Below are 20,469 nucleotides of genomic sequence, written 5' to 3' on the forward strand. Positions count from 1 at the left end.
TCGCATCGCATCGCGCTGGGGTGTGGACCGCCCTTGGGGGCGCTCCACACGGCTACACCGGGTCGTTGATCTGCGCCATCGCTCTTCTTTGCGCCGCCTGCGGGAGAGGACGGGCGCTGGCAGGAGTGTGATGTCTCGCTTTACCCCATCATCGCCGACGGCAGCCGCTTGCCCACCCAATCCCGCTCTTCTTCATAAGCCCGTGCCAGGCGCAACACCGACAGATCATCCCGCGGCCTTCCAATCAGCTGCATCCCCATCGGCAACCCCTGCGGCCCGAATCCCACCGGGACGCTGATCGCGGGGCATCCCGACAGCGTCCACGGGAACACCACTTCCATCCAGCGATGATAGGTATCCATCTCGCGGCCGGCGATCTGCTTCGGCCAGGGCTGGTTCACGTCGAAGGGAAACACCTGCGCGGTCGGTACGGCGATGTAGTCGAAATCCTTGAATACGCCGAGCAGTGCCTGATACCACGCGGTGCGTTCCATGCTGGCGGCGTAGATATCGCTGGCGCTGAGCTTGAGCATGCCTTCGATTTCCCAGATCGCGGCGTCCTTGAGCAGCGCGCGCTTGGCCGGGTCCTGGTAGAAGGCCAGCATGCCGTTACCGACCAGGAAATGACGGTGCACCAGCCACGTCTTCCAGAGCCGCTCGGGCGAGAACGGTGGCTTGATGGCTTCCACGCTGACGCCGAAGGCCGGGAAGGCCTTGAGCGCGTCTTCGCACAGCGGCAGGATGCCGGCTTCCATCGACAGGTAGCCATGCCAGTCACCCAGCCATGCCACGCGCTTGCCCTTGAGGTTGGTCTTCAGCGCGTCGGCTACGTTGGCGGGAGTGAGCGTGGCCAGCACGGGGTCTTGCGCCAGCGCTTGCGGTGTGCGCGGATCGGGCCCGGCTTGCGTGGCGAGCAGCAGGGCCACGTCGGCCACGGTGCGTGCCATCGGCCCTTCGTAGCCGAGTTGCTGGATAAAGACTTCGGCGGCCGGCCCGTAGGGCACGCGGCCGGCGGAGGGCCGCATGCCGTAGACGTTGCAGAAGCCGGCCGGGTTGCGCAGCGAGCCGCCGAAGTCGCTGCCGTCAGCTACCGGCAGCATGCGTAGCGATAGCGCCGCGGCCGCGCCGCCGCTGCTGCCGCCGGCGGTGCGGCCGGCGTCGAACGGGTTGCGGGTGGCGCCATAGACCGGGTTGAAGGTTTGCGAGCCCAGCCCGAATTCCGGCGTGTTGGTCTTGCCGATGAGCACCGCGCCGGCGGCGCGTGCGCGCTCTACGATGATGGCGTCCACGGTCGGTACGTTGTCGCGAAAGATCGGGGTGCCGAAGGTGGTGCGGATGCCGCGTGTGAGCGCCAGGTCCTTGGGCGCCTGCGGCATGCCGTGCATCCAGCCCGCAGGGCGTCCGGCGGCGAGCGCCTGGTCGCAGGCGGCGGCTTCCTGCAGCAGCACCTCGCGCTCGCGCAGCGCCACGATGGCATTGGCGCCGGGATTGACCCGCGCGATGTGGTCCAGATAGGCGGTCATCACCTCGCGGCTGGAAAGCTGGCGTGCATGGATGGCGCGCGAGAGCTGCCATGCCGGCATCATCACGATGGGGTTCGGGCCGCTTGCCGCCGGGCCGGGCGAGGACGCGCCGGATGCGTTCGATGCGCCGCCGCTGCCGGCGGGAGGCGCCGCGCTGGCCCCGCTTGCGGCTACGCCCGCTGCCATGCCGGCAAGCGTCGCGCCCGCGAGACGGCCTAGCAAGTCGCGCCGCGAGCGTTGTTCGGGACTGGCCGGCGCGGCGCCGGTGCCTGCGTCTTGTGGTTTGCCGCTATTGGTGGTGTTGCCAATGGGGTTCATCGTCTCATTCCTCGGTCTTTGTCCTTGTCCCGCGTCTCTGGCTTTTCCTGCCGCGATGATGCGCCTGGGTACGTGAGTCTGTCACATCGGCCGCGGGCTCGCGCGGGCGGTGGTGCCCGGCGTTGCCACAGGTGTTGCCGCAGGTGTTGCATCAGGCAGGGCAACGGCGCCGCCCAGGATGGCGGCGCGATGCGCGCTTACGTCGTCAAGCGGCTGGCGGCGGTAGCGTCCCACTTCCTCGGTGCTGAACGCGGCCACATCGCGGTGTCCGGTCAGCTCGGGCAGCAGCCAGTTCATCAGGCCGGCGATCTCGCTGTCGCTCAGCGCGGAGGCCGAGGTGCCGGGCACCTGGATCAGGAAGGCGCGGCCGGCCGGCGTGGCAAGCAGCAGCGGCGCGGTCTCGCGCATGTCGGGAATGCCGGCCCCGGGTTTGCCGCGGCCGTCGGGCTGGTGGCAGCCGGAGCAGTGCAGCAGATAGTTGTCGCGCGCGTGGCGCAGCTCGGCCTGCGCGCTCGCGGCGGCCGACAGCGTGGCCAGCGCCACGAATGCGAGGCCGCGCAGCGTGGCCGGACGCGAGGAGCGTGGTCGCGGCGATGCCATGTCATTGCCCCGCATCGCGCAGCTTGCGCACGGCGCCGGGGGTCTTGCGCTCGGCACGTGCGCGGGCCAGCGCATCGGGGCTCACCGCTTGCTCCGGTACGCCGTTGCTCGCGGCCAGCCAGGACAACACGGCGGCGAGCTCATCGTCGGGCAGGCTGGCGAAGCTGGGCATGATGCCGTTGAACGACTGGCCCTGCGACTGGATCGGGCCGGCGAGTCCATGGGTCAGTACATTGGCCAGATAGGTTTGCCCCGCCGGCGACGCCAGCCGCTCGCGCAGCGCGCCGGCCAGCGGGGGCGCCACGCCGGCAATGCCGGATCCGTCGGCATTGTGGCAAGCGGCGCAATGGGTGCCGAACAAGGCCTTGCCCTGATCGGCCAGCGAGTCGGCAAGGGCGGTGCCCGCGGGCGCTGCGCAAGCCATGCACACGGCCAGCAGGCGAGCGGGAACGGAGCGTGGCGGCAGCCACGGCAAGGACAGCTTCATTCCTGGACTCCGAGGATGATCGAGGTAGTGCAATGGAACATGGTGCTGTCGTTGCTCATGCACCAGTTGACATCGTTGTGCACGCCCAGCCGGTAGCCCGGCCGCTCGCGTTCGTTGGTATTGCATTCGCAGCGCCCGCAGGTGGTCTTGCCGCAGCAATCGTTGTAGCTGACCATGTAGTCCTTGCCGTCGGCCGGGTTGTGGCAGGTGCCTACCCACGAGACGCGGGAGGGCTCGGTGCCGGGCGGGCAGGTGGTGGAACTGCCGCCGCAGCACGAGCACAGGAAACCGTCCACGGCGCAGTATTTCCAGTAGTCGCAGGCGGTCTCGTCGTTTGCCTGCGGGCCGGCGGCCTTGCCGCCATGCGCGACCGCCGCATGCGCGCTGCGGTCGAAGGGCAGGACGGGCAATGCCATCGTGCCCACCATGACCTTGCCAAGCGTGGCCAGCATGCTGCGCCGGCCGGTGCGCTGCGCCGCGCGCCGCGTCTGGTGTTCGAAAAATCGGTCAAGCCACATTGCTTGTTTTCTCCTGCCTTCAGTCAGGTTCACTCGGGTTCAGTCAGGCTCAGCCGCATTCAGGCGCGCGTTTCCAGGAACTGCTGCACCGAGCCCACATTCAGGTCCATCGCGGTGAACAGGCTCTCCAGCTGCTCGCGCGAATTCACCAGGCCCTTGGCGCGCAGCGTGCCTTGCTCGTCCATCAGCACGCCATACGGCAGCTTGCCGATCTGCAGGTGCATGCCTAGCTCGGGCGACAGCACRTAGGGGAAGGCTTCCAGCCCGGCCTGGCGCAGGAAGGCGAGGTGCTCCGGCTGCTCGCCGTCCGAGGCGAGCACCACGCGCAGCCAGCCGGCCTCGCTGGCCTGCATCGACTTCAGCACCGGCAGCAGCTTCTTGCACACCGGGCAGGTGGGCGAGAGAAAGAACAGCAGCGTGCTGCGCGGCTGCGCGCCGCCCACCGCAACCGGGCCGCCGCGCACGTCCCGCAGGGCAAAGGGCGGCAGCGCATCGCCCACGCGCGGGCCGGCGTCGATCACCAGCGCGCCCATCGGCGCGACCCGTTCGAACAGGATGCCGACCTGGCGGGCCAGCGCGTAGAAGCCGAACAGGAGCGCCAGCACGGCGATCCACAGCACGATATTGGCAATCACAAGGGCAGTCATGGCAGTCTCACGAGTAGGTTGAATGGGTGCGGCGAGAGGGCGCGGCGGCGCGATCGGCATTGACCAGCACTTGCGTGGCGCCGAGCCACAGCAACAGCAGCGCAAGCGCGCAGAAGCCGGCCGCCAGGTAGTCGAGCAAGGTGAACGCGCGCGGCGCCGCGTCCGCCGCCAGGCCGGCCGCCGTTGCCGCGGCCAGCCCCAGCACCGCGAGCAGTCCAAGGTTGCGCGCCAGCAGGCCCGGCGAAAGGCGCAAGCTGTCGGCGGCGCTGCCGCAGCCGCAGCGGATGTCGCGCCGGCCGCGCAGCAGGTTGATGCCCACCGCGCCGCTGGCGATCGCCACCACCAGGGCCGCCAGCAGCGCCGCGCCCGGCTGCAGCGGCGTGGCTACCAGCGCCGCCACGCTGGCCGCCTCGGCGCCGGCATAGGCCAGCGCCACCCAGCGCGACCATGCCTGCGGCATCAGCCGGTAAGCACTCACGGCGGCCTGGAAGCCGGTGAAGTCGCGCAGCTTGGGCCAGAGGGAATGCGCCAGCACCAGCGCGGCGGCGGCGGAGCAGGCCGCCACCATGACGGGATCGCGCAATACGTCGGAGATTTCGGCGGCGCTCATTGATGCAGCTCCAGTTGCACCGCGTTCTCCGCGACCTGGTCCAGGCGGGATATCGGCTTCAGTCCGCGGGCCGGGTCCAGTGACACCACGCCGGCCTTTGCCGCGTCCAGCACGTAGAGCGTTGGCTGGGAACCTTGCGTGATCGTGAGCGCCAGCGCGTTTTGCCCCGGCGCGCGGGCAACGCGCTTGCGCTGGGCCAGGTCGATGGTCCAGATCTCGGCGGCGGGCGACTTGTGCGATCCGTCCTTGGCGCGCGGATGCATGCCCAGGTACAGGCGGCCGGTGGCGGCGTGCAGCGCGAACAACTGGTAGCCGCCCGGCTTCCAGCCAGCCTTGCGGTCGGCGGCGTCGACCACGGGCCAGGGTTGCGCGAACGCTGGCGTCTCGTCCGAGAGGTCGGCGCTGTACACATTGCCGTTGAAGGACACGAAGGTCAGCGTGTTGCCGACGCGCTCGCTGTGCAGGAAGACCGGATCGGTATCGGGATCGAACATGCGCGCGCTGCGCTTTTGACCGCTGGGCTGGCCACTGGCGTCATGCGTCACCGTCAGCATGGTGCCGTCGCCGCACAGGGTGCGAAAGCGCAGGCTGGAAGCCTCCGTGGCAAACACGCCCCAGCATCCCGGGGTTTGCGCCTCCGCCACGAACTTGCCGGCCTGCAGGTCAACGATGCTGACCGTGGTGGCTGGCGTGGCGTTCTGCACGTAGAGGAAATGCCCGTCGGCGGACACGGTGGCGATGCCCCGGTAGTTCAGCGACTGCGCATGTTTGGGCGGGATCACGATCTCGCTGCGGTAGGCCAGCGTGGCGGTGTCATAGAGGCTGACCACGTCGGTGCGCTCGCTGCGCGCCAGCCGCGTGTAGAACGTGGAGATCACATACAGCGTGCGCCTGTCCGGCGACAGCACGCTTTGCCCGCCGAACGCGGTGGGTACCAGCCCGAGGTAGCGCATGCGCTTGCCGTCCACCACGTGCAGGCGCCCGTCCACCATGTGCTTGAACGCCACATCGGAGATATAGAGGCGGCTGTCGTCGGCGGGCGCCAGCGCCTGCACGGAAAGGGTTTCGGGCGGCAATTCGGCGGCGTTGGCGGCGGGCGCAGGCATGGCGAGCGCGCTCAATATCGCCGCTGCCGCCAGTCCCGTGCCCGGCCGTCGCGTGAAGGCCCTGGTGCTTACCTCGTTCACTTGCTGGCTCCTTGGTGCGCTTTGCAATGAGGCCAGTCTACGAACGCGCGTGGCAGGGGCGTTATCCGAAATCGGCAACCGCGGCACGGGGATATTCACCGATGCCGGCGGGCGATGGCTTGCCGCGGGACGCGCCTTCAGCGCCACAGCGGGTGCATGGCCGCCGGGCCGCCAACGTGGCTGCGCCCGCCGGCGGTGCCCGCCAGCCCGCCGCCGCGCGATCCTGCACCGCGGCTGTGCGCGGCCAGCCGCGCGGCGGGCTGGCGCACGGACGCAGGGCTATCCGTTTTCGGAAACGGAGCAGAATAGGCGGAGAGCGCGAAGGAGGCGAGGCAGAGACGCCGATGCGCAGGATGGCGCACCAGCCGGGGCCGCATTCGCCCGCCGTGCTACGATCCGCGCCTATTACGGAGAATGAAGATGTTTTTTACTTGCCAGAACCAGTCGTGCCAGACGCGTTGGGACCCCAAGGACGTGACGGTCAAGGACGAAGGCCAGGGCCCGCTGTTCCGCTGCCCAGTGTGCAATTCCCGCAACCCGGTCGTGCCCCAGCGCAAGGCCGACGGCAGCATCGTTTACAAGCAGCGCACCAGGTAAGCGGATCCCGCGGACTCTTGCTCAGCCACCGGCCCGCTTCACCGTCATGCCGCGCTGACGGAGTTTTTCCATCACCGTGTCGCAGTGGTCGCCCTGGATCTCGATCACGCCATCCTTGACGGTGCCGCCCGAGCCACAGGCGGCTTTCAGTTCCTTGCCCAGTTGCGCCAGCGCCAGCGCATCCAGCGCGATGCCGCGCACCAGCGTCACCCCTTTGCCCTTGCGGCCCTTGGTCTCCCGCGAAACCCGCACGATGCCGTCGCCCTGCGCGACCGGCCGGGCCTTGCCGCAGGTGCAGGCCGCCAGCGCATTGCCGCAGCCGGGGCACATACGGCCGTGTTCCGTGGAGTAGACCAGCGAGCTGGCGGGTTTTTGCTGTGACATGTCCGGGGTCCGGTTGGCGGGCTGGGCAGGCAGCGTACGGCAAGCGTGCGCGCGCTGCAAGAGGCGAGCGCCGCTTGTCACGAGCCGTTCGCCGGGTTCATCAATCCCGCATTGGCCAGCCACGCCGACGGATCCGCCGGCATCTCCGCCGCGTGCTGCAGGATGAAATCGCGAAAGGCGCGCGCCGGGGCGCGCGGCGCCAGCGCGCCATTCCACACCATGACCACCGGTTCCACCTGGCTTGCCAGCTTGAACGGCAGTACCGTGGCGAGATTCGCCGCCGCCAGTTGGGCGGCGATGCGCTCGGGGTACACGGCCAGGAAGTGCGCGGCCTGGAGCAGGTTGACCGTCATGGTCACGTCGCTGGTCCGGATGCCGCGCTCCGGCGGCGGCATGTCCAGCGCGCGGAATGCGGTGTGCAGGTGGTGCAGCATGCGCGCGCCATGCGCCGGAATGCACCACTGCTGGTCGGCCAGGTCCTGCGCGGTGATGCGCGCGCGCCCTAGCAGCGGATGCGTCGTGCTGGCGACGATGACCAGTTTCTGTCCGGGAATGATGGGCGCATGGCGCAAGTCCTTGCGCTCGAGGCGTGGGTCTTCGTAGGCAAACAACAGATCGAGCTCGCCTTCTTCGACCTGGCTGATCAGGTCCATGATGCCGCCATCGATCACGCTGATATCCACCCCTGGATTGCCCGCATGAAAGGCGCAGAGCAACTGCGCCAGTGCGGGCTGGACCGATGTGGTCCGGTAGGCCAGGCTCATCTGGCCTCGCGTGCCCGCGCGCACGGCTTGCAGGGACTCGGCCAGGCGGCTCAGTTGCGCCGTCACCAATGCCGCGCCGTCGATCATCTCCCGGCCGATGTCGGTGGCGCGCATGCCGCGGCGTCCACGTTCGAACAACGGCATGCCCACGATGGCCTCCACTTCGCCCAATGTCTTCGACACCGCCGCCGGGCTGATATGGAACCGTGCCGCGACTTCGGCCGCACTCTGCAGCTCGTCCAGCGCAAGGATGACGCGCAGGTGCCGGAACTTGAGTCGGGCGAGCAGGGCGTGAACGGGATGGACGGCGGGCGGCATGGGGGATTCCAAGGGAGATCTGCGGCGATAAAAAAGCAGGAAGACCTCGCCGCGGCATTAACCAGGTCATTAACCAAATGCTCAACAACTATCAATTTTAATTCGCTTTTGGTTGATTGTGGGCTCCTCTATAGTGAGCCATCGGAGTGCCGTCATGAGCACGCCTCTTCCCCGGCAGGCCTGCGTCGCGCCGCCGTTCCCGCGGCAACGGGAAGCACAAAGATCCAAGGTCAGGAGACAAGCAAGTGATCAAGTTCAGTGCAGCAGTCAAGGCGGCCATCGCCGGCGCCAGCCTTCTCTCCGCGAGTTTCGCGGCCCATGCAGCCTGGCCCGAGCGGCCGTTGCGGCTGGTCGTGCCGTTCCCCGCGGGCGGGTCCTACGACATCGTCGCGCGCACGCTGTCCCAGAAGCTGGGGAAGCGGCTCGGGCAACCCGTCATGGTCGAGAACATCGCGGGCGGCGCCACCGTGCCTGGCGTCATGTCGGCCCTGAAGGACAAGGCGGAGGGCTATACCCTGCTGCTCGCCAGCGATGGCTCGCTCAACATCAACCAGTACGTCATCAAGGGCCTGCGCTACAACCCGGACACCGACCTGACGCCGGTCACCATCCTGAACACGGTGCCGCACTGGATCGTCGCCCGCTCCGACCGCAAGGAGGGAAGCCTGACCGACCTGAAGGCGTATATCCGCAGCAACCCCGGCAAGGTCTCGATCAGCATCAACACGGTGGCCGGTGCGGCCCACCTGGGTCTGGCCAGCTGGAAGCAAAGCAACGGCCTGGACTTCACCATCGTTCCCTATCGCGGCTCGCCGCCGGCCATGGCCGATCTCATCGGCGGCCAGACCGACGCGCACGTCGACGTGATCGGTTCCTCGGCGGCCTATGTCACCGACGGCAAGGTCAAGCCCCTGGCCACGCTGCAGGGCCATGCCGTCACGCAGTTCCCCAGGGTGGAGACGCAAAAGGCCGATAGCCCCGATGCACTGCTGGTGCGCGCCAACCTGGCGCTGGTGGTGAGGACCGGCACGCCCCAGCCGATCATCGAGCGGTTGTACAGGGAGGTGAAGAGCAGCGTGGAAGAGCCTGACTTCATCGCACGCCTGCAGTCGCTGGCTTACGAACCCGTGCTGAGCCCGCCCGCGCAGGCCCGCAAATTCCTCCAGGCCGAGTCCGCCCGCTATGGCGCGATCGCGAAGGCAGTCAACCTCGATGCAAACTAAAGCCATGCAGCCCAAGGATAAGAAGATGCGCTTTGTCATTGCCCTGATGCGGCATGAAACCAATACTTTCTCCCCTATCGCGACGCCGCTCTCGTCGTTCTGCCGGGGCACGGGCGTGGATGGGCCGGTATCCGGCGAGGCTGCCATCCGCGCCTGCGAAGGCACCAACAATGCCGCCGCGGCCTTTATCGACATGGTGCGCAGCCAGGGCGACGAGTTCGTCATGCCGCTGCTGGCCAACGCGGTGCCGAGCGGCATCGTGACCGCCGAAGCGTTCGAATCGATGGCCGGGGCCATCGTGGCGGCGGTGCGCGAAGGCTGCGACGCCGTCATGCTCGACCTGCACGGCGCGATGGTGGCGCAGGGCTATCCCGATGCCGAGGGCGAACTGCTCAGGCGCATCCGTGCCGTGGCGCCTGGCGTGCCCATTGCGGTAGCGCTGGATTTCCACGCCAACTTCAGCGATACGCTGGTGGGCAATGCGACGGCCATCGCCGGCTACTGCACCTATCCCCACGTAGACGTGTACGAGACCGGCGCGCGGGCGGCGCGTACCTTGATGGCCGCGCTGCGCGGCGAGGCCACGCCGGTCATCCTGTCGCGCACTTTGCCGATGCTCACGCATATGCTGCGGCAGACCCCGCAGGACCAGCCCATGAAAGACATCATGGACCGCGCCATGGCGGCGGAGCGCGATGGCGAAGTGCTCAATGCCTCGGTGTTTGGCGGATTTCCGCTCGCCGATATCCCGCACGTTGGCCTGACCGTGGTGATCGTGGCCGATGCCGGGCGCGAACATGCCGCGCGCCAGTTGCTGGACGAACTGACGGCAATGGCCTGGGCACGCCGCGCCGACTTTGTTTTCCCGATCGAGCCGATGGCGGAGTCGGTGGCGCGTGCCAGGACGCTCGACGGCGGCCCCGTGGTGCTGGTGGACCATGGCGACAATTGCGGCGCCGGCGGCCCGACCGACCAGATGAGCGTGCTGGCCGAAGTGATGCGCCAGGGCCTCGACGATGTCGTGGCCGGCCCGTTCTGGGACCCGGCCGCCGTCGAACAGATGATCCGGGCGGGCATAGGCCAGCAGATCACGGTCGCGGTGGGCGGCAGGACCGACATGCCGGCGTTGCGCCTCAAAGGCCAGCCCCTGACGCTGACCGGGCGGGTGAAGTGCATTACCGATGGCAACTACCAGGTGACCGGGCCGATGTTTACCGGCGTACGGCTAAGCCTTGGCCGGGTCGCGGTGCTCGAGGCGGGCGGCGTCCTGGTGATGGTCTGCGAGAAGCCGCAGGAGCCGTTCGATACCGGCGTGTTCACGCATGCGGGCATCGACCTGGCGCGCAAGAAGTACATCCTGATCAAGTCGCGCCAGCACTTCCGCGCAGGGTTCGGCCCGATTGCCCGGCATATCGTGCTGGTGGCCGGACCGGGGGTTTGCAGCTCGGACTACAGCTTGTTTCCGTTCGAGAACCTCCGGCGGCCGATATATCCGCTGGAGCCGGACACGACGCTCGAGCCGGCCGCGGCATGACCCGGCACACCACACGGCACACCACACAGGAATCAGACATGCACAATCGCTTCTCTTGGCCTAAGCTGGCAACCGCGCTCGCGGCCGCCGTTGCCGTCGTCGCGGCAGGCGTGCCGGCTGCGGCCGGTGCCGCCAGCGCCGACACCCCCACACGCATCGTCATCGGCTTTGCACCGGGCGGAGCACTGGACGTGTTCGCGCGCACGGTCGCGGAAAAGCTGCGCGTCTCGCTCGGCGAAACCATTCTGGTCGAGAACCGGCCCGGCGCTTCAGCCCGGCTGGCGCTCGAATCCGTGAAGCGTGCCGCCCCGGATGGAAAAACCATCCTCATCTCGCCCGCGCCTCCGTTCACCATTTTTCCGCTGACCTACAAGCGGCTGCCCTACGATCCCGACAAGGATCTCGTGCCCGTCGCCTACCTGGCGGACGTGCCCCTGGTCGCCTCTGCCAGTGTCAGCCAGCCCTACAAGACGATGCCGGAGTACATCGCGTGGGTGAAACGCAATCCGGCATCCACCGGGTTTGGCCTGGTCACGCTGGGCGGCACCGTTCACTTCGGTGTACTCACGCTGCGCAAGGCCATCGATGTGCCGCTGACCCCGACGGCCTACCGTGGCGCGGCGATGATGTTGACGGATGAGATCGGGGGCACGCTGCCCATCGGCGTCGATGCGATAGGCGGCCAGATGGAACTGCACAGGGCGGGCAAGATCCGCTTTCTCGGCGTGACCGGCACGAAGCGCTCGGTATTGCTGCCCGATGTCCCGACGCTGCAGGAGGCCGGCGTACCGGGGTTCGACATGGCATCGGGCTGGTATTCCGCGTTTGTGCCCGCGGGCACGCCCGCGGCGACCGTGGCACGTCTGGAGAAGGCATTGCTGGACGCGGTGAAGGAGCCTGACGTGCGCGCCAGGATGGCGGCGCTCGGCATGGAGATGGCGGGACAGCCCGGCGCGCAAGCCCGCAAGACCATCCAGGCGCAGCGCGCGCAGTGGAAGCCCATCGTGGAGGCTTCCGGCTTTACGGCCGACGACTGATGCCAGGCGGAACCGGCCATCGCCCGGGAGATGGCCGCCGCCCTCACTCGCCGTAGCGCTGGCCCCGCGCGATCAGTTCCGGGGTGCCGATCACGGCATTCAGCCCGTCAAAGTCCAGCATGGCATCGCGCATCGGCGCGGTAGTGCCATGCTCAAGTAGCGTCGAGTAGTAATGCTTCATCTGCGCACCGAGGAAGCGCACGACGCCGCCAGGGAAGATCACGATCCGGAAGCCTTTGCTGCCGAGCGCGGCAGCACTCTGCACGGGTGTCTTGCCGCCTTCCACCATATTGGCAAGCAGCGGAATGCGTCCCGCGAAGCGCTCGCACACGAGGGCCATGTCTTCCTCGGTGCGCAGCGCCTCGATAAAGAGCGCATCGACACCGCACTCCACATAGGCCTCGGCGCGCTCGATCGCCGCATCGAGTCCTTCGATGGCAACCGCGTCGGTACGGGCAAGGATCAGGGTTTGCGGCGAGGTGCGCGAGTCCAGGGCGGCTTTCAGCTTGCCRCACATCTCGGCGGTGGAGACCACGCGCTTGTTGTCCAGGTGGCCGCACCGTTTGGGGAAGGTCTGGTCCTCGAACTGGATCATGGCGGCGCCGGCACGTTCTAGCGAACGCACGGTGCGGATGACGTTGAGCGCGTTGCCGTAGCCGGTATCGGCATCGACGATCAGGGGCACGTCGACGCGGTCGGTGATCCTGCCGACGATATCCGCCGTCTCCGTCGCGGTGGTCAGCCCCACGTCGGAGCGCCCAAGCTGGGTGTAGGCCACGGCGGCGCCGGACAGGTAGAGGGCTTCGAATCCCGCTTGCGCGGCCAGCAGCGCCGAGAACGCGTCATAGACGCCGGGCGCCAGCAGCACGCGCGGTTCGCGCAGGCGGTGTTCGAGCAACGGGGTGGTCATTGTATTTTCCAGGTGTGGCCGCGCATGGCGGCAGAGTCATCAGGCAACGTCATCAGGCTGCAGCTCCAGGCGACATTGTCAGGCAACCTTGGTATGGGTCACGGCGACTACCTTGGCCCAGCGGTCGATCTCCTTGCGCACGAACTGCGCGAAATCCTGCGCGCTGCTCCCCACCGGAACCAGTCCCTCCTTGAGCAAGCGCTGGCGCATGGCTGGCGACGCGACCGCCGCGCGCGCAGCCTTCTCGATTTGCCGGACCAGGTCGGGCGGCATATTGGCCGGGCCGAACAGGCCATACCATGAACTGTAATCGAAGCCGGGCACCACTTCGGCGATCGGCGCCACATCGGGGAACGCCTGCAGCCGTTGCGGCGTGCTGACGGCGATGGCCTTGAGCTTGCCCGCGCTCAGCAAGGGCTGAACGGTGGCGACATTGCCGAGCAGCAGGTCTGCCTGGCCGCCGACCACATCGGCCACGGCCGGCCCCGCGCCCTTGTACGGCACGCTGACGATATCGACTCCGGCTTCGGCTTTCAGCATCTCGCCCGCGAGATGGTTGGCGCTGCCCACGCCCGCCACCGCCAGGCTCAGGTGGCCGGGCTGCGCCTTGGCCAGTGCGATCACGTCGCGCAGGTTGCCGGCCTTGAGCGAGGGCCGGGCGACCAGGATCAGCGGAGAGCTGGCGATCAGGCTGATGGGCGTGAAATCCTTGAGCGTGTCGAACGGCAGCTTCTGGAACAGCGACGGGTTGATCGCATGGCTGGTATAGCTCAGCAACAGCGTACCGCCGTCGGGCTCGGCCTTGGCCACCGCACCCGCCGCGATATTGCCGGCGGCGCCCGGCTTGTTGTCGACGATGAAGGTGCGCCCCAGCCGGCTTTCCAGTTCCATCGCAAGCGAACGCGCCACGATGTCGGTGCCGCCGCCCGGCGTTGCGCCGACCAGCAGCTTGGTCACGGTGGTCGCCGCCCTCAGGTCGGGCGGGATCAGCAGGGCCGCGGACAGCAGCGCCAGGAAGTCGCGTCGTTGCATGTTGTCTCCATCTCTTGCTTGTCGTTATAGTGCGTCGGCGGGATCGAGCCCGCCGCGTGGGGCGTGTTTGCTACTTGCTACCTGGCGGCAGGATCAGTCCGCCATTGCCGATGCTGGCGCCGGCACGCCGGGCGTCCATGCCCGCAACGGCATGCCCATCGCCGCAGCCTGCCGCGCTTCGAACACGGCAAACGCTTCCGGCCGCGCGGCGCCGCGCAGGCCGCCCCTGACCGCGCCGGCACGCACGTCGTCAAAATACTCGGCCCAGTCATCGGGCAAGGCCTGCGCCGACGGCACGGCCAGCCACAGCCGCAACAGATGGCGCTTGCGGTCCATCTCCTCGTAGTCCTCGAAATGGGTCCGCGAGTGCACCGTCACGTAGTTGTTCAGCAATTGCATGTCGCCGGGTTCCAGTGACATCGAGAAGCAGAGTTGCGGGTCCGTCAGCAGTTCGTCGAGCAGGTCCAGCGCGTCTTGCTGCGGGCCGGTCAGGCGAGGCACGGTGTCGAAGTCCGCTTGCGCGGCGACGATATTCTTCCGGTTGGTGCGGAACGCAAAATGGTCCGGGTGGTTGCCCAGGATGGACAAGCCGTAATACGGCGGCTGGGCCGGATCCTGCGCGCCCTCATAGCTGAAGTAGAAGCGCTGGCGCAGCACCGGCTCCAGGTCCGGCCGCCTGCGCCGTACCTCGTCGCGCAATGCGATCGAGCTGACCACCTTGCTCTCCCCGCCGCTCCTGGCCGCCCGGCGGCACAGCAGGGCAACCACGTCGCTGGAGTCCGTGTGGAAGTCCAGCGCGGCATTGGTGTTGTAGCCGCGCCCGTTCCTGGTCTTGTAGGCCGCGCCGATATCGCGCACATCATTGAGGAATTCGCTGGCGCGGTTCTGCGTGCGCGCCACGCCCATGTGCAGGCCCATGCACCAGTAGGCCAGGCGCGTGTCGTCCTCGGTCCACTTGTCGACCGGAAAGCCCTTGAGCAGGCACATGCCCCACCGGCCTTGCGTGGCGGCGATGGCCCGGTCCAGCGCTGCCCGCGCCGCGGGGCTGAGTGGAAAGTCCTCCTGCGCCAGGTCGAGAAAGGCCTTGCCGGTGGCCTTGGCATGCGCCAGCGCGGTGTCGAAACTGGCCACCTCATCGGCCGACAGGCGTTGAATCCACGAGGTATCTTTTTGCGCATCCGGGGCATGCCAGGCGGCGGGGCTGAAGGCGGTCATGGCGGGTTTGGTCTCCGTTTGATGGGTATCGCTGGCGCAATCGCAGCGGTCTTGCCGATCTTGCGTTGTGCCCTGAGACCAGTCTAAGCTGCGCGAGAGCCAAGAAATAGTGATGAAAATTCGCGCCTTACATAAGGAATCTTGATGAAGCTCGAAGCGTTCTCCACCCTCCAGGCGGTGATCGAGGAGGGCTCGTTCGCCGCGGCCGCGGCGGTGATGCATCTCACCCCCAGCGCCGTGAGCATGCAGATGAAGCAGCTGGAGCAGTACGTGGGCCAGACGCTCTTCGACCGCTCCGGCCTGCAGGTGCGCCCGACCGCGGCGGCCGTTGAGGTGGTGGCAGCGATGCGCGACGGGCTGCACCATCTCAATGCCTTGCGGCGACGCACGTCGGTCGCCATCGAAGGCACCTTGCGCCTGGGGATGATCGAATCGATCCAGCCGGTGCTGTTGCCCGGCACCATGCGCTACTTGAGGGATCGTTACCCGCGCCTGGCGGTGCGGCCCATACGCGGGCGCAGCGCGGGATTGATGGATGCCGTCAAGGCTGGCCAACTCGATGCGGCGGTGGTGGCCCAGCCCGAGAAAGGCCGCCTGGCCAGCCTGCGCTGGCATCCGCTCACGCAACGGGAAATCGTGCTGGTGGCCCCACCGGGGGAGCGCCCGGATTCGGCGGAGGCGCTGCTGCGCAGGCATGACTGGATCCGCTACGACCGCGGCACGGCCACCGGCGCAATGGCTGCGCGCTATGTCCACGCCCGCATGCCCGATAAGCGCAGCACCCTGGAACTTGACACCGTGCCCGCCATCGTCGCCATGGTCAGCGCCGGGCTTGGCGTCTCGCTGGTGCAGTTGATGGATCCCGGTATCTGCCAGATCTATCCGGTGCGGATCGTGCGGCTGGGTGCCGACGCGCCTACGCTGCGGATCTCACTGGTCATCCGCAAGGCCGACCAAGACAGCCGCCTGCTGCTGGCGCTGCACGAGGCCATGACCGCAACGCTGGGCGGGCGTTCCGCCTATGCGGCAATGTAGATTGCGGGCAATGCGCCATGTCCATACATTATCGGCATGGCCGAGGCGCCGCGTGGCCCCGGACTAGCGGGCGGCGGGACTGCCGTAATACGCGCCGGTGCGGGGGTTGGATACGATATAGGTATTGCGCCTGGCCCAGGTCTGGGCAGCCATGAAGACTTCCGGTTCGCGCTGGCTCCAGTCACTCGTCATGAGTGGCGTGGCCTCCTGCTCCGTAGTCGCGTACACAACGGCCTGGTGAAGGGCGGCCCGGCCCTGGCTTCCCGGAATCGTAATCGTGCGAATCGTCACGCGCATCGTCAACGGCCTCAACGTGTTTGGACTGCAAATTATCGCTGCCTTCAAACGACACTATTGTGACAAGTAGTGTGCCCGGCTGCAGCGCCAATATGGTGCCTGCAATGAGGCGCCTGGCGAAGCCGCGGCAGTTCTGGTTTGCGGCGTCGCCGTTGATCTGGAGCGGCTATTCACGATCATACGCCGCAAGTCCTTGCCGAGCCAATGTCGACTGTTGTGGCGTTTATACAGGTCTGCGAGCGCTGCTTGCGTCACAAGCGTGTGATAGCCTCCCGCTGGTTTCCTCCACAAAGGCGGTTGCCAGGACGCCTGATCCCGTATTCCTTGCGGACCTGCTGCCAGGCTGCCATCGCTTGAATGCCGTAGTTCCACCTTGCCCAAAAAACATGATGCAACTTAGTCCGGTCCGCCAGGCTTCCGAGCCTGTCAGCAGGTTTCGCATGCGGTACGCGTTCTTCTGCCTGAAATGGGCCGTCGCCCTTGCGATTCCCCTGGGCCTGCTGCTTTCGCTGCGTCCGGGTATCGAGTCATCATGGACCGCCATTTTCCTGGTGGGCCTTTACATAGGCCTTCCGATCGGCTTTGGAATGGCGGTACTGGCGTGTATCGGCTTTACCATTGGTGGCGTATTTGCCGGGTGGCTGGAGAGCAGCGAAGATGCGCAGCGGCTTTGGCTTCGCGTCAAGTTCGTGTTGCTGACGCTGATCGCGCTGCCGGTCACGGCGTTTGCTATTTACTGCGTATGGCGCGGCTTCGCCGAGCACAGAATCCTGGCGCTGTCTCGTAGTGGCACGCTGATCTCTCCCGAGAGCCATCCGGTTTTCTTCTGGGTCAGTTTTTGCGGATGGGGGTGGCTGGCAGTCGGGATGCCTGTCCACGTCTATCGCCGGGCGAAAGCGGTCTTGGGCTAAGCCGGTCCGTCTCGGATTCGCGGGACGGAGCCCGGCATTCATGTCACGGACGCCGGGTCCCTTGGGCTATAGGCCGTTCTTGTCGAGCGATATCCCCAATTCGCCAGCCATGCGCTCAACCAGCGCCTGCAGCCGTGCCACCTTCTCGGCCAGCTCCTTCTGCTCGGCCTTCAGTGCCTCGAACTCCGAAGGCGGGACCGACTCGTCGGTGGCGCTGCGCTCTGGCATATCGTCGAGGCTGACTTCGCCGCAGAGCAGGTGCATCCAGCGATGCTCGCGCCCGCCGGGCGCGCGCGGCAGCTTCACCGCAAAGGGAGGCTCGGCGGAGGCGAGTTCTTCCAGGAATACTTCGACCGACGAGATATCGGCAAAAGCATGCAGGCGCGCGGAGTTCAGCCGCAGTTCAGCCGCCGTCTGCGGACCCCGCAGCAGCAGCGTGGTGAGCAGCGCGACCGACTGGCTTGGGATGCCCAGCACGCGCTTCATGTTTTGCTCGAAGCGCGGCACGCGGCTGCTGCTGCCTTCCATCGCCAGGCTCAGGCGTTTCAAGCCATCGATGGCGGTAAGGATCTCGGCCTCGCTGGCATTCATCACCGGGGAGCGCGCGGTTTTCTGGTTGCAGCCCGAGGCCAGTGCATTGAGCGACAGCGGGTAGGTGTCCGGCACCGTGTGCTGCTTCTCGACAAGTACGGCCAGCACGCGCCCTTCAAGCTGGGTCAGGGAACGGATGGCTGGGCGCGCGGGGGTGTCGGGAGTGTCGGGAGTGTCGGAATCGGAGGTGGTCATGGGTGGCATCGCAAGGTGAAGCTGCTTGCTCGAGCCCGATCGTGAGTCAGTCTGGAGCGCTTTGTCTGGTGGCCATATGATATCCGGTCGGAAGCCGGGTGCCGGGCGATCGGTGCGGTCAACGCTGCCTTGCCGTTTGACGCGGGATTCCTGCGCTATGGATTTCCCGCGTCCCGCAGGGCTGTGGCAATCAGCGTAACGGCTGGTGACGCCGTATCCCGCTGGGTGATGAACACCATCCGCCCGGAGGCGAAAGGCGTGCGCAGCCGTACCTTGCGCACCATCGACATCGCGCTGTAGTGCCGTACGGCGCTGTCCGGCGCAACGGCCAGGAAATCACTCGTGGCCACCATCGACAAGCTGCTGTGGAATGAGATCGATTCGATATGCGGCACGGGCGGCAGCTGGCCGTCGTCGAGAAACGGCTGCTCGAATATCTCCCGGGTGTGCGTGCCGCGCGGCGGCAGTATCCACGGGCTTTCGCGCAATGCCGACAGGCTTACCTCGCGGCGCCGGGACAGCGGATGGTCCGGGGCGCATGCGATTGCCAGGTGCTCGTCCCACAGCGGCGTGATGTCCAGGCGTTCCTGCCACTGCTCGGGATGACCGGTTTCAAGCCGCCCCACCACGCAGTCGAGGTCACCCCGGGAGAGCATGCCGAACAGTCCGCTAACGGTGTATTCCCGCACTTGCAGGCGCGGCAGGATGCTGCTGGGCGCCTCGACGCATGTCGCGCAAAAGCTGCTGCAGCCGGCAGTCAAGTTCGACCCTGCAACATTCACCCACGTGATCCGCATCGGCATCAGCCCGGCCGTGCTTGTCGTGGGCACGAATTCTCCGTACCGCACGGTGGCGGACCTGGTGGCCGCCGCGCGTCGCTCGCCCGGCTCGCTGAACTACGCATCGGGCGGCGTGGGCTCCGCCGCGCATATCTCCGGCGCGGCATTCGCGTCGGCGGCAGGCATCGACGTGGTCCATATTCCCTACAAGGGGTCGGTGGAGATCGTGCCCTCGCTGATCAAGGGCGATACGCAGTTCGGCTTCCCTGTGGCAGCCACCGCGGTGCCGCAGATCGCCAACGGCAAGGTGCGGGCGCTCGCGGTGACCTCGGCGCACCGGATTCCCACGCTGCCCCAGGTACCGACGCTGAATGAAGCGCTCGGCCGCACCAATCTGACGCTCGACGCCTGGAGCGGCATCTGGGCTCCCGCGAACCTGCCGAAGCCGCTGGTGGCGCGCCTGCACGGCGCCATGCTCAAGGCGCTGGCGGATCCGGAGTTGCGCCGCTTCTACGCCGAGACGGGCGCTCTGGTCGACCCGAGCCCGACGCCGGAAGCCTTCTCCCGCCTGATCGCCGAAGAAACCGCCAGGATGCGGCAGGTGATCGACAAGAACCACATCACCATTGAATGAGCTTGCCATGCCTAACACCGCTACCCATGCGTTCAGCCCGCTCGCCGGTATCCGCGTGCTCGATTTCTCGCACGTCATCGCCGGTCCTTTTGCCACCTTCCTGCTTGCCCAGCTGGGTGCCAATGTCACCAAGGTCGAAAACGCCAATGGCGGCGACGTCATGCGCCGCGCCGGCCGGGGCCGCGAGGGATTTGTCGCGCTCAACGCGGGAAAATCCACGCTTGCCATCGACCTGTCCGGCGAGGAAGGCCGGCAACAGGCGCTGAAGCTGGCAGCCTCCTGCCATGTCTTCGTCGACAACCTGCGGCCCGGCGTGCTCGAGCGCTTCGGCCTGGGCTTCGAGGCGGTGCGCGCACGCAACCCGCGCGTGGTCTACTGCAGCATCTCCGGCTTCGGGCGCGGCGCGCCGGACTGGAAGGACCGGCCCGCCTACGACCATGTGGTGCAGGCCGCTACCGGCATGGCGTTCATGGCCGGCAACGAAGGCGATCCGCCGATCAAGACCGGCTTCCCGGTGATCGATTCCGCCACGGGGTTGCTCGCCGCCTTTGCCATTCTCGCCGGCGTGCGCGAGAGCGAGCGCACCGGGCGCGGCATGCTGCTGGATATCTCCATGGCCAGCGCCGGCATGCAACTGATGTATCCCATGACCTGCGACGCGCTCACGCGCGGCGCCACGCCTGCCAGGCAGGGGAACCAGGGCTACTCGGGCAGCCCCTCGGCCGATTTCTTCCGCACGCGGGACGGTTGGCTGGCCATCGGCGCGAATACGCCAAGGCAACTGCTGGCATTGCTGGAGGCGCTCGGGCTTGGCTATCTCGCCAGAGACCCCGCCTTGTTCAACCCGCAGCTGGAGAGCAGCGATCTGCCTGCCTTTGTGCGATCGCTGGATCCAGCGGCGCTCAAGGATGCGCTGGCTGCCGTGCTGGCCGATGGCAATGCCGCGGAGCTTGAAGTGCGGCTCAACGCTTGCGGAATCCCGGCCGCGCGCTTGCGCAATATCGCCGAGTTCGCCGCCGAGTCCATGGCCAACGGCAGCCTGGAAGCCGTCGAACTGCGCGACGGCGAAGCTGCGGTGCTGTCACCGGGGCTAGGTTTCCGGGTGCGTTCCGGCGCCTGATCC

General features: G+C 67.2%; 23 protein-coding genes. 8 read left to right on the forward strand and 15 right to left on the reverse strand.

Going from position 1 to position 20,469, the window contains the following annotated elements; translation table 11 throughout:
* Positions 1 to 140 precede the first annotated feature (140 nt).
* From AC1DKD_RS03775 to AC1DKD_RS03805, 7 genes are all read right to left on the reverse strand, one after another.
* Positions 141 to 1,709, reverse strand: coding sequence for an amidase (locus AC1DKD_RS03775; protein WP_441635513.1), 1,569 nt, complete (start codon positions 1,707 to 1,709; stop codon positions 141 to 143).
* 213 nt (positions 1,710 to 1,922) lie between these two features.
* Positions 1,923 to 2,441 carry a cytochrome C gene (locus AC1DKD_RS03780; RefSeq protein WP_441635503.1) on the reverse strand — a complete coding sequence of 173 codons (519 nt, stop codon included), beginning with the start codon at positions 2,439 to 2,441 and terminating at the stop codon, positions 1,923 to 1,925.
* A gap of 1 nt (position 2,442) precedes the next feature.
* Positions 2,443 to 2,928 (reverse strand): c-type cytochrome, encoded by a 486-nt coding sequence (locus tag AC1DKD_RS03785; protein WP_477142955.1) that lies wholly within the window; start codon positions 2,926 to 2,928, stop codon positions 2,443 to 2,445.
* Positions 2,925 to 3,446: a methylamine dehydrogenase light chain gene (locus AC1DKD_RS03790; RefSeq protein ID WP_441635507.1), complete on the reverse strand. Its 522-nt coding sequence runs from the start codon at positions 3,444 to 3,446 to the stop codon at positions 2,925 to 2,927. Before AC1DKD_RS03790 ends, AC1DKD_RS03785 begins: the two co-directional genes overlap by 4 nt.
* A gap of 59 nt (positions 3,447 to 3,505) precedes the next feature.
* Positions 3,506 to 4,093 (reverse strand): methylamine dehydrogenase accessory protein MauD, encoded by a 588-nt coding sequence (gene mauD, locus AC1DKD_RS03795; RefSeq protein WP_035875734.1) that lies wholly within the window; start codon positions 4,091 to 4,093, stop codon positions 3,506 to 3,508.
* Between the two features lie 7 nt (positions 4,094 to 4,100).
* Positions 4,101 to 4,703 carry a MauE/DoxX family redox-associated membrane protein gene (locus AC1DKD_RS03800; RefSeq protein ID WP_441635509.1) on the reverse strand — a complete coding sequence of 201 codons (603 nt, stop codon included), beginning with the start codon at positions 4,701 to 4,703 and terminating at the stop codon, positions 4,101 to 4,103.
* Positions 4,700 to 5,890, reverse strand: a complete 1,191-nt coding sequence (locus AC1DKD_RS03805; RefSeq protein ID WP_441635511.1) for an amine dehydrogenase large subunit — start codon at positions 5,888 to 5,890, stop codon at positions 4,700 to 4,702. The genes AC1DKD_RS03800 and AC1DKD_RS03805 overlap by 4 nt, the downstream gene beginning before the upstream one ends.
* 420 nt (positions 5,891 to 6,310) lie before the next feature.
* Between AC1DKD_RS03805 and AC1DKD_RS03810 the strand changes: the two genes are divergently transcribed.
* The gene (locus tag AC1DKD_RS03810) at positions 6,311 to 6,487 is read left to right on the forward strand and encodes a hypothetical protein (protein WP_200876849.1); all 177 of its coding nucleotides are present in this window, start codon (positions 6,311 to 6,313) and stop codon (positions 6,485 to 6,487) included.
* 21 nt (positions 6,488 to 6,508) lie between these two features.
* On the opposite strand, the gene AC1DKD_RS03815 is transcribed toward AC1DKD_RS03810, so the two are convergent.
* Both AC1DKD_RS03815 and AC1DKD_RS03820 read right to left on the reverse strand, forming a co-directional pair.
* Positions 6,509 to 6,871, reverse strand: a complete 363-nt coding sequence (locus AC1DKD_RS03815) for a translation initiation factor Sui1 (protein WP_441625877.1) — start codon at positions 6,869 to 6,871, stop codon at positions 6,509 to 6,511.
* A 77-nt stretch (positions 6,872 to 6,948) separates the two neighbouring features.
* Positions 6,949 to 7,953, reverse strand: coding sequence for a LysR family transcriptional regulator (locus tag AC1DKD_RS03820; protein WP_441625879.1), 1,005 nt, complete (start codon positions 7,951 to 7,953; stop codon positions 6,949 to 6,951).
* 248 nt (positions 7,954 to 8,201) lie between these two features.
* Between AC1DKD_RS03820 and AC1DKD_RS03825 the strand changes: the two genes are divergently transcribed.
* From AC1DKD_RS03825 to AC1DKD_RS03835, 3 genes are read left to right on the forward strand one after another with little or no spacing between them, the layout of a single operon-like run.
* Complete coding sequence (locus AC1DKD_RS03825) at positions 8,202 to 9,176, forward strand: Bug family tripartite tricarboxylate transporter substrate binding protein (protein ID WP_441626072.1); 975 nt, start codon at positions 8,202 to 8,204, stop codon at positions 9,174 to 9,176.
* A 25-nt stretch (positions 9,177 to 9,201) separates the two neighbouring features.
* The gene (locus AC1DKD_RS03830) at positions 9,202 to 10,710 is read left to right on the forward strand and encodes a M81 family metallopeptidase (protein WP_441626074.1); all 1,509 of its coding nucleotides are present in this window, start codon (positions 9,202 to 9,204) and stop codon (positions 10,708 to 10,710) included.
* A gap of 38 nt (positions 10,711 to 10,748) precedes the next feature.
* Entirely contained in the window at positions 10,749 to 11,747 is a 999-nt protein-coding gene (locus AC1DKD_RS03835; protein ID WP_441625881.1) for a tripartite tricarboxylate transporter substrate-binding protein, read from the forward strand.
* Between the two features lie 43 nt (positions 11,748 to 11,790).
* Here AC1DKD_RS03835 and AC1DKD_RS03840 read toward each other — a convergent pair whose 3' ends face one another.
* The 3 genes from AC1DKD_RS03840 to AC1DKD_RS03850 all read right to left on the reverse strand — a co-directional run bounded on the left by AC1DKD_RS03840 (position 11,791) and on the right by AC1DKD_RS03850 (position 14,904).
* The gene (locus AC1DKD_RS03840) at positions 11,791 to 12,657 is read right to left on the reverse strand and encodes an isocitrate lyase/PEP mutase family protein (RefSeq protein WP_441625883.1); all 867 of its coding nucleotides are present in this window, start codon (positions 12,655 to 12,657) and stop codon (positions 11,791 to 11,793) included.
* Positions 12,658 to 12,735: 78 nt separating this feature from the next.
* Complete coding sequence (locus AC1DKD_RS03845) at positions 12,736 to 13,689, reverse strand: tripartite tricarboxylate transporter substrate binding protein (RefSeq protein WP_441625885.1); 954 nt, start codon at positions 13,687 to 13,689, stop codon at positions 12,736 to 12,738.
* 93 nt (positions 13,690 to 13,782) lie between these two features.
* The gene (locus AC1DKD_RS03850) at positions 13,783 to 14,904 is read right to left on the reverse strand and encodes a TauD/TfdA family dioxygenase (RefSeq protein ID WP_477142956.1); all 1,122 of its coding nucleotides are present in this window, start codon (positions 14,902 to 14,904) and stop codon (positions 13,783 to 13,785) included.
* Positions 14,905 to 15,048: 144 nt separating this feature from the next.
* On the opposite strand from AC1DKD_RS03850, the gene AC1DKD_RS03855 reads away from it, so the two are divergent.
* On the forward strand, positions 15,049 to 15,939 hold the full coding sequence (locus AC1DKD_RS03855) for a LysR family transcriptional regulator (RefSeq protein WP_441625889.1): 891 nt from the start codon (positions 15,049 to 15,051) through the stop codon (positions 15,937 to 15,939).
* Positions 15,940 to 16,002: 63 nt separating this feature from the next.
* On the opposite strand, the gene AC1DKD_RS03860 is transcribed toward AC1DKD_RS03855, so the two are convergent.
* A complete protein-coding gene (locus tag AC1DKD_RS03860; protein WP_255350714.1) occupies positions 16,003 to 16,131 on the reverse strand; it encodes a hypothetical protein in 129 nt (42 codons plus the stop codon).
* 545 nt (positions 16,132 to 16,676) lie between these two features.
* Between AC1DKD_RS03860 and AC1DKD_RS03865 the strand changes: the two genes are divergently transcribed.
* The gene (locus AC1DKD_RS03865; protein WP_441625891.1) at positions 16,677 to 17,147 is read left to right on the forward strand and encodes a hypothetical protein; all 471 of its coding nucleotides are present in this window, start codon (positions 16,677 to 16,679) and stop codon (positions 17,145 to 17,147) included.
* A 66-nt stretch (positions 17,148 to 17,213) separates the two neighbouring features.
* On the opposite strand, the gene AC1DKD_RS03870 is transcribed toward AC1DKD_RS03865, so the two are convergent.
* Entirely contained in the window at positions 17,214 to 17,933 is a 720-nt protein-coding gene (locus AC1DKD_RS03870) for a YceH family protein (protein WP_441625893.1), read from the reverse strand.
* Between the two features lie 155 nt (positions 17,934 to 18,088).
* Complete coding sequence (locus AC1DKD_RS03875; protein ID WP_441625895.1) at positions 18,089 to 18,589, reverse strand: LysR substrate-binding domain-containing protein; 501 nt, start codon at positions 18,587 to 18,589, stop codon at positions 18,089 to 18,091.
* A 49-nt stretch (positions 18,590 to 18,638) separates the two neighbouring features.
* Here AC1DKD_RS03875 and AC1DKD_RS03880 point away from each other — a divergent pair, with 49 nt between their 5' ends.
* Complete coding sequence (locus tag AC1DKD_RS03880) at positions 18,639 to 19,346, forward strand: Bug family tripartite tricarboxylate transporter substrate binding protein (RefSeq protein ID WP_441625897.1); 708 nt, start codon at positions 18,639 to 18,641, stop codon at positions 19,344 to 19,346.
* Between the two features lie 7 nt (positions 19,347 to 19,353).
* On the forward strand, positions 19,354 to 20,466 hold the full coding sequence (locus AC1DKD_RS03885) for a CoA transferase (RefSeq protein WP_441625899.1): 1,113 nt from the start codon (positions 19,354 to 19,356) through the stop codon (positions 20,464 to 20,466).
* Positions 20,467 to 20,469 lie beyond the last annotated feature (3 nt).

The sequence above is a fragment of the Cupriavidus sp. 05T313 genome (assembly GCF_056396665.1).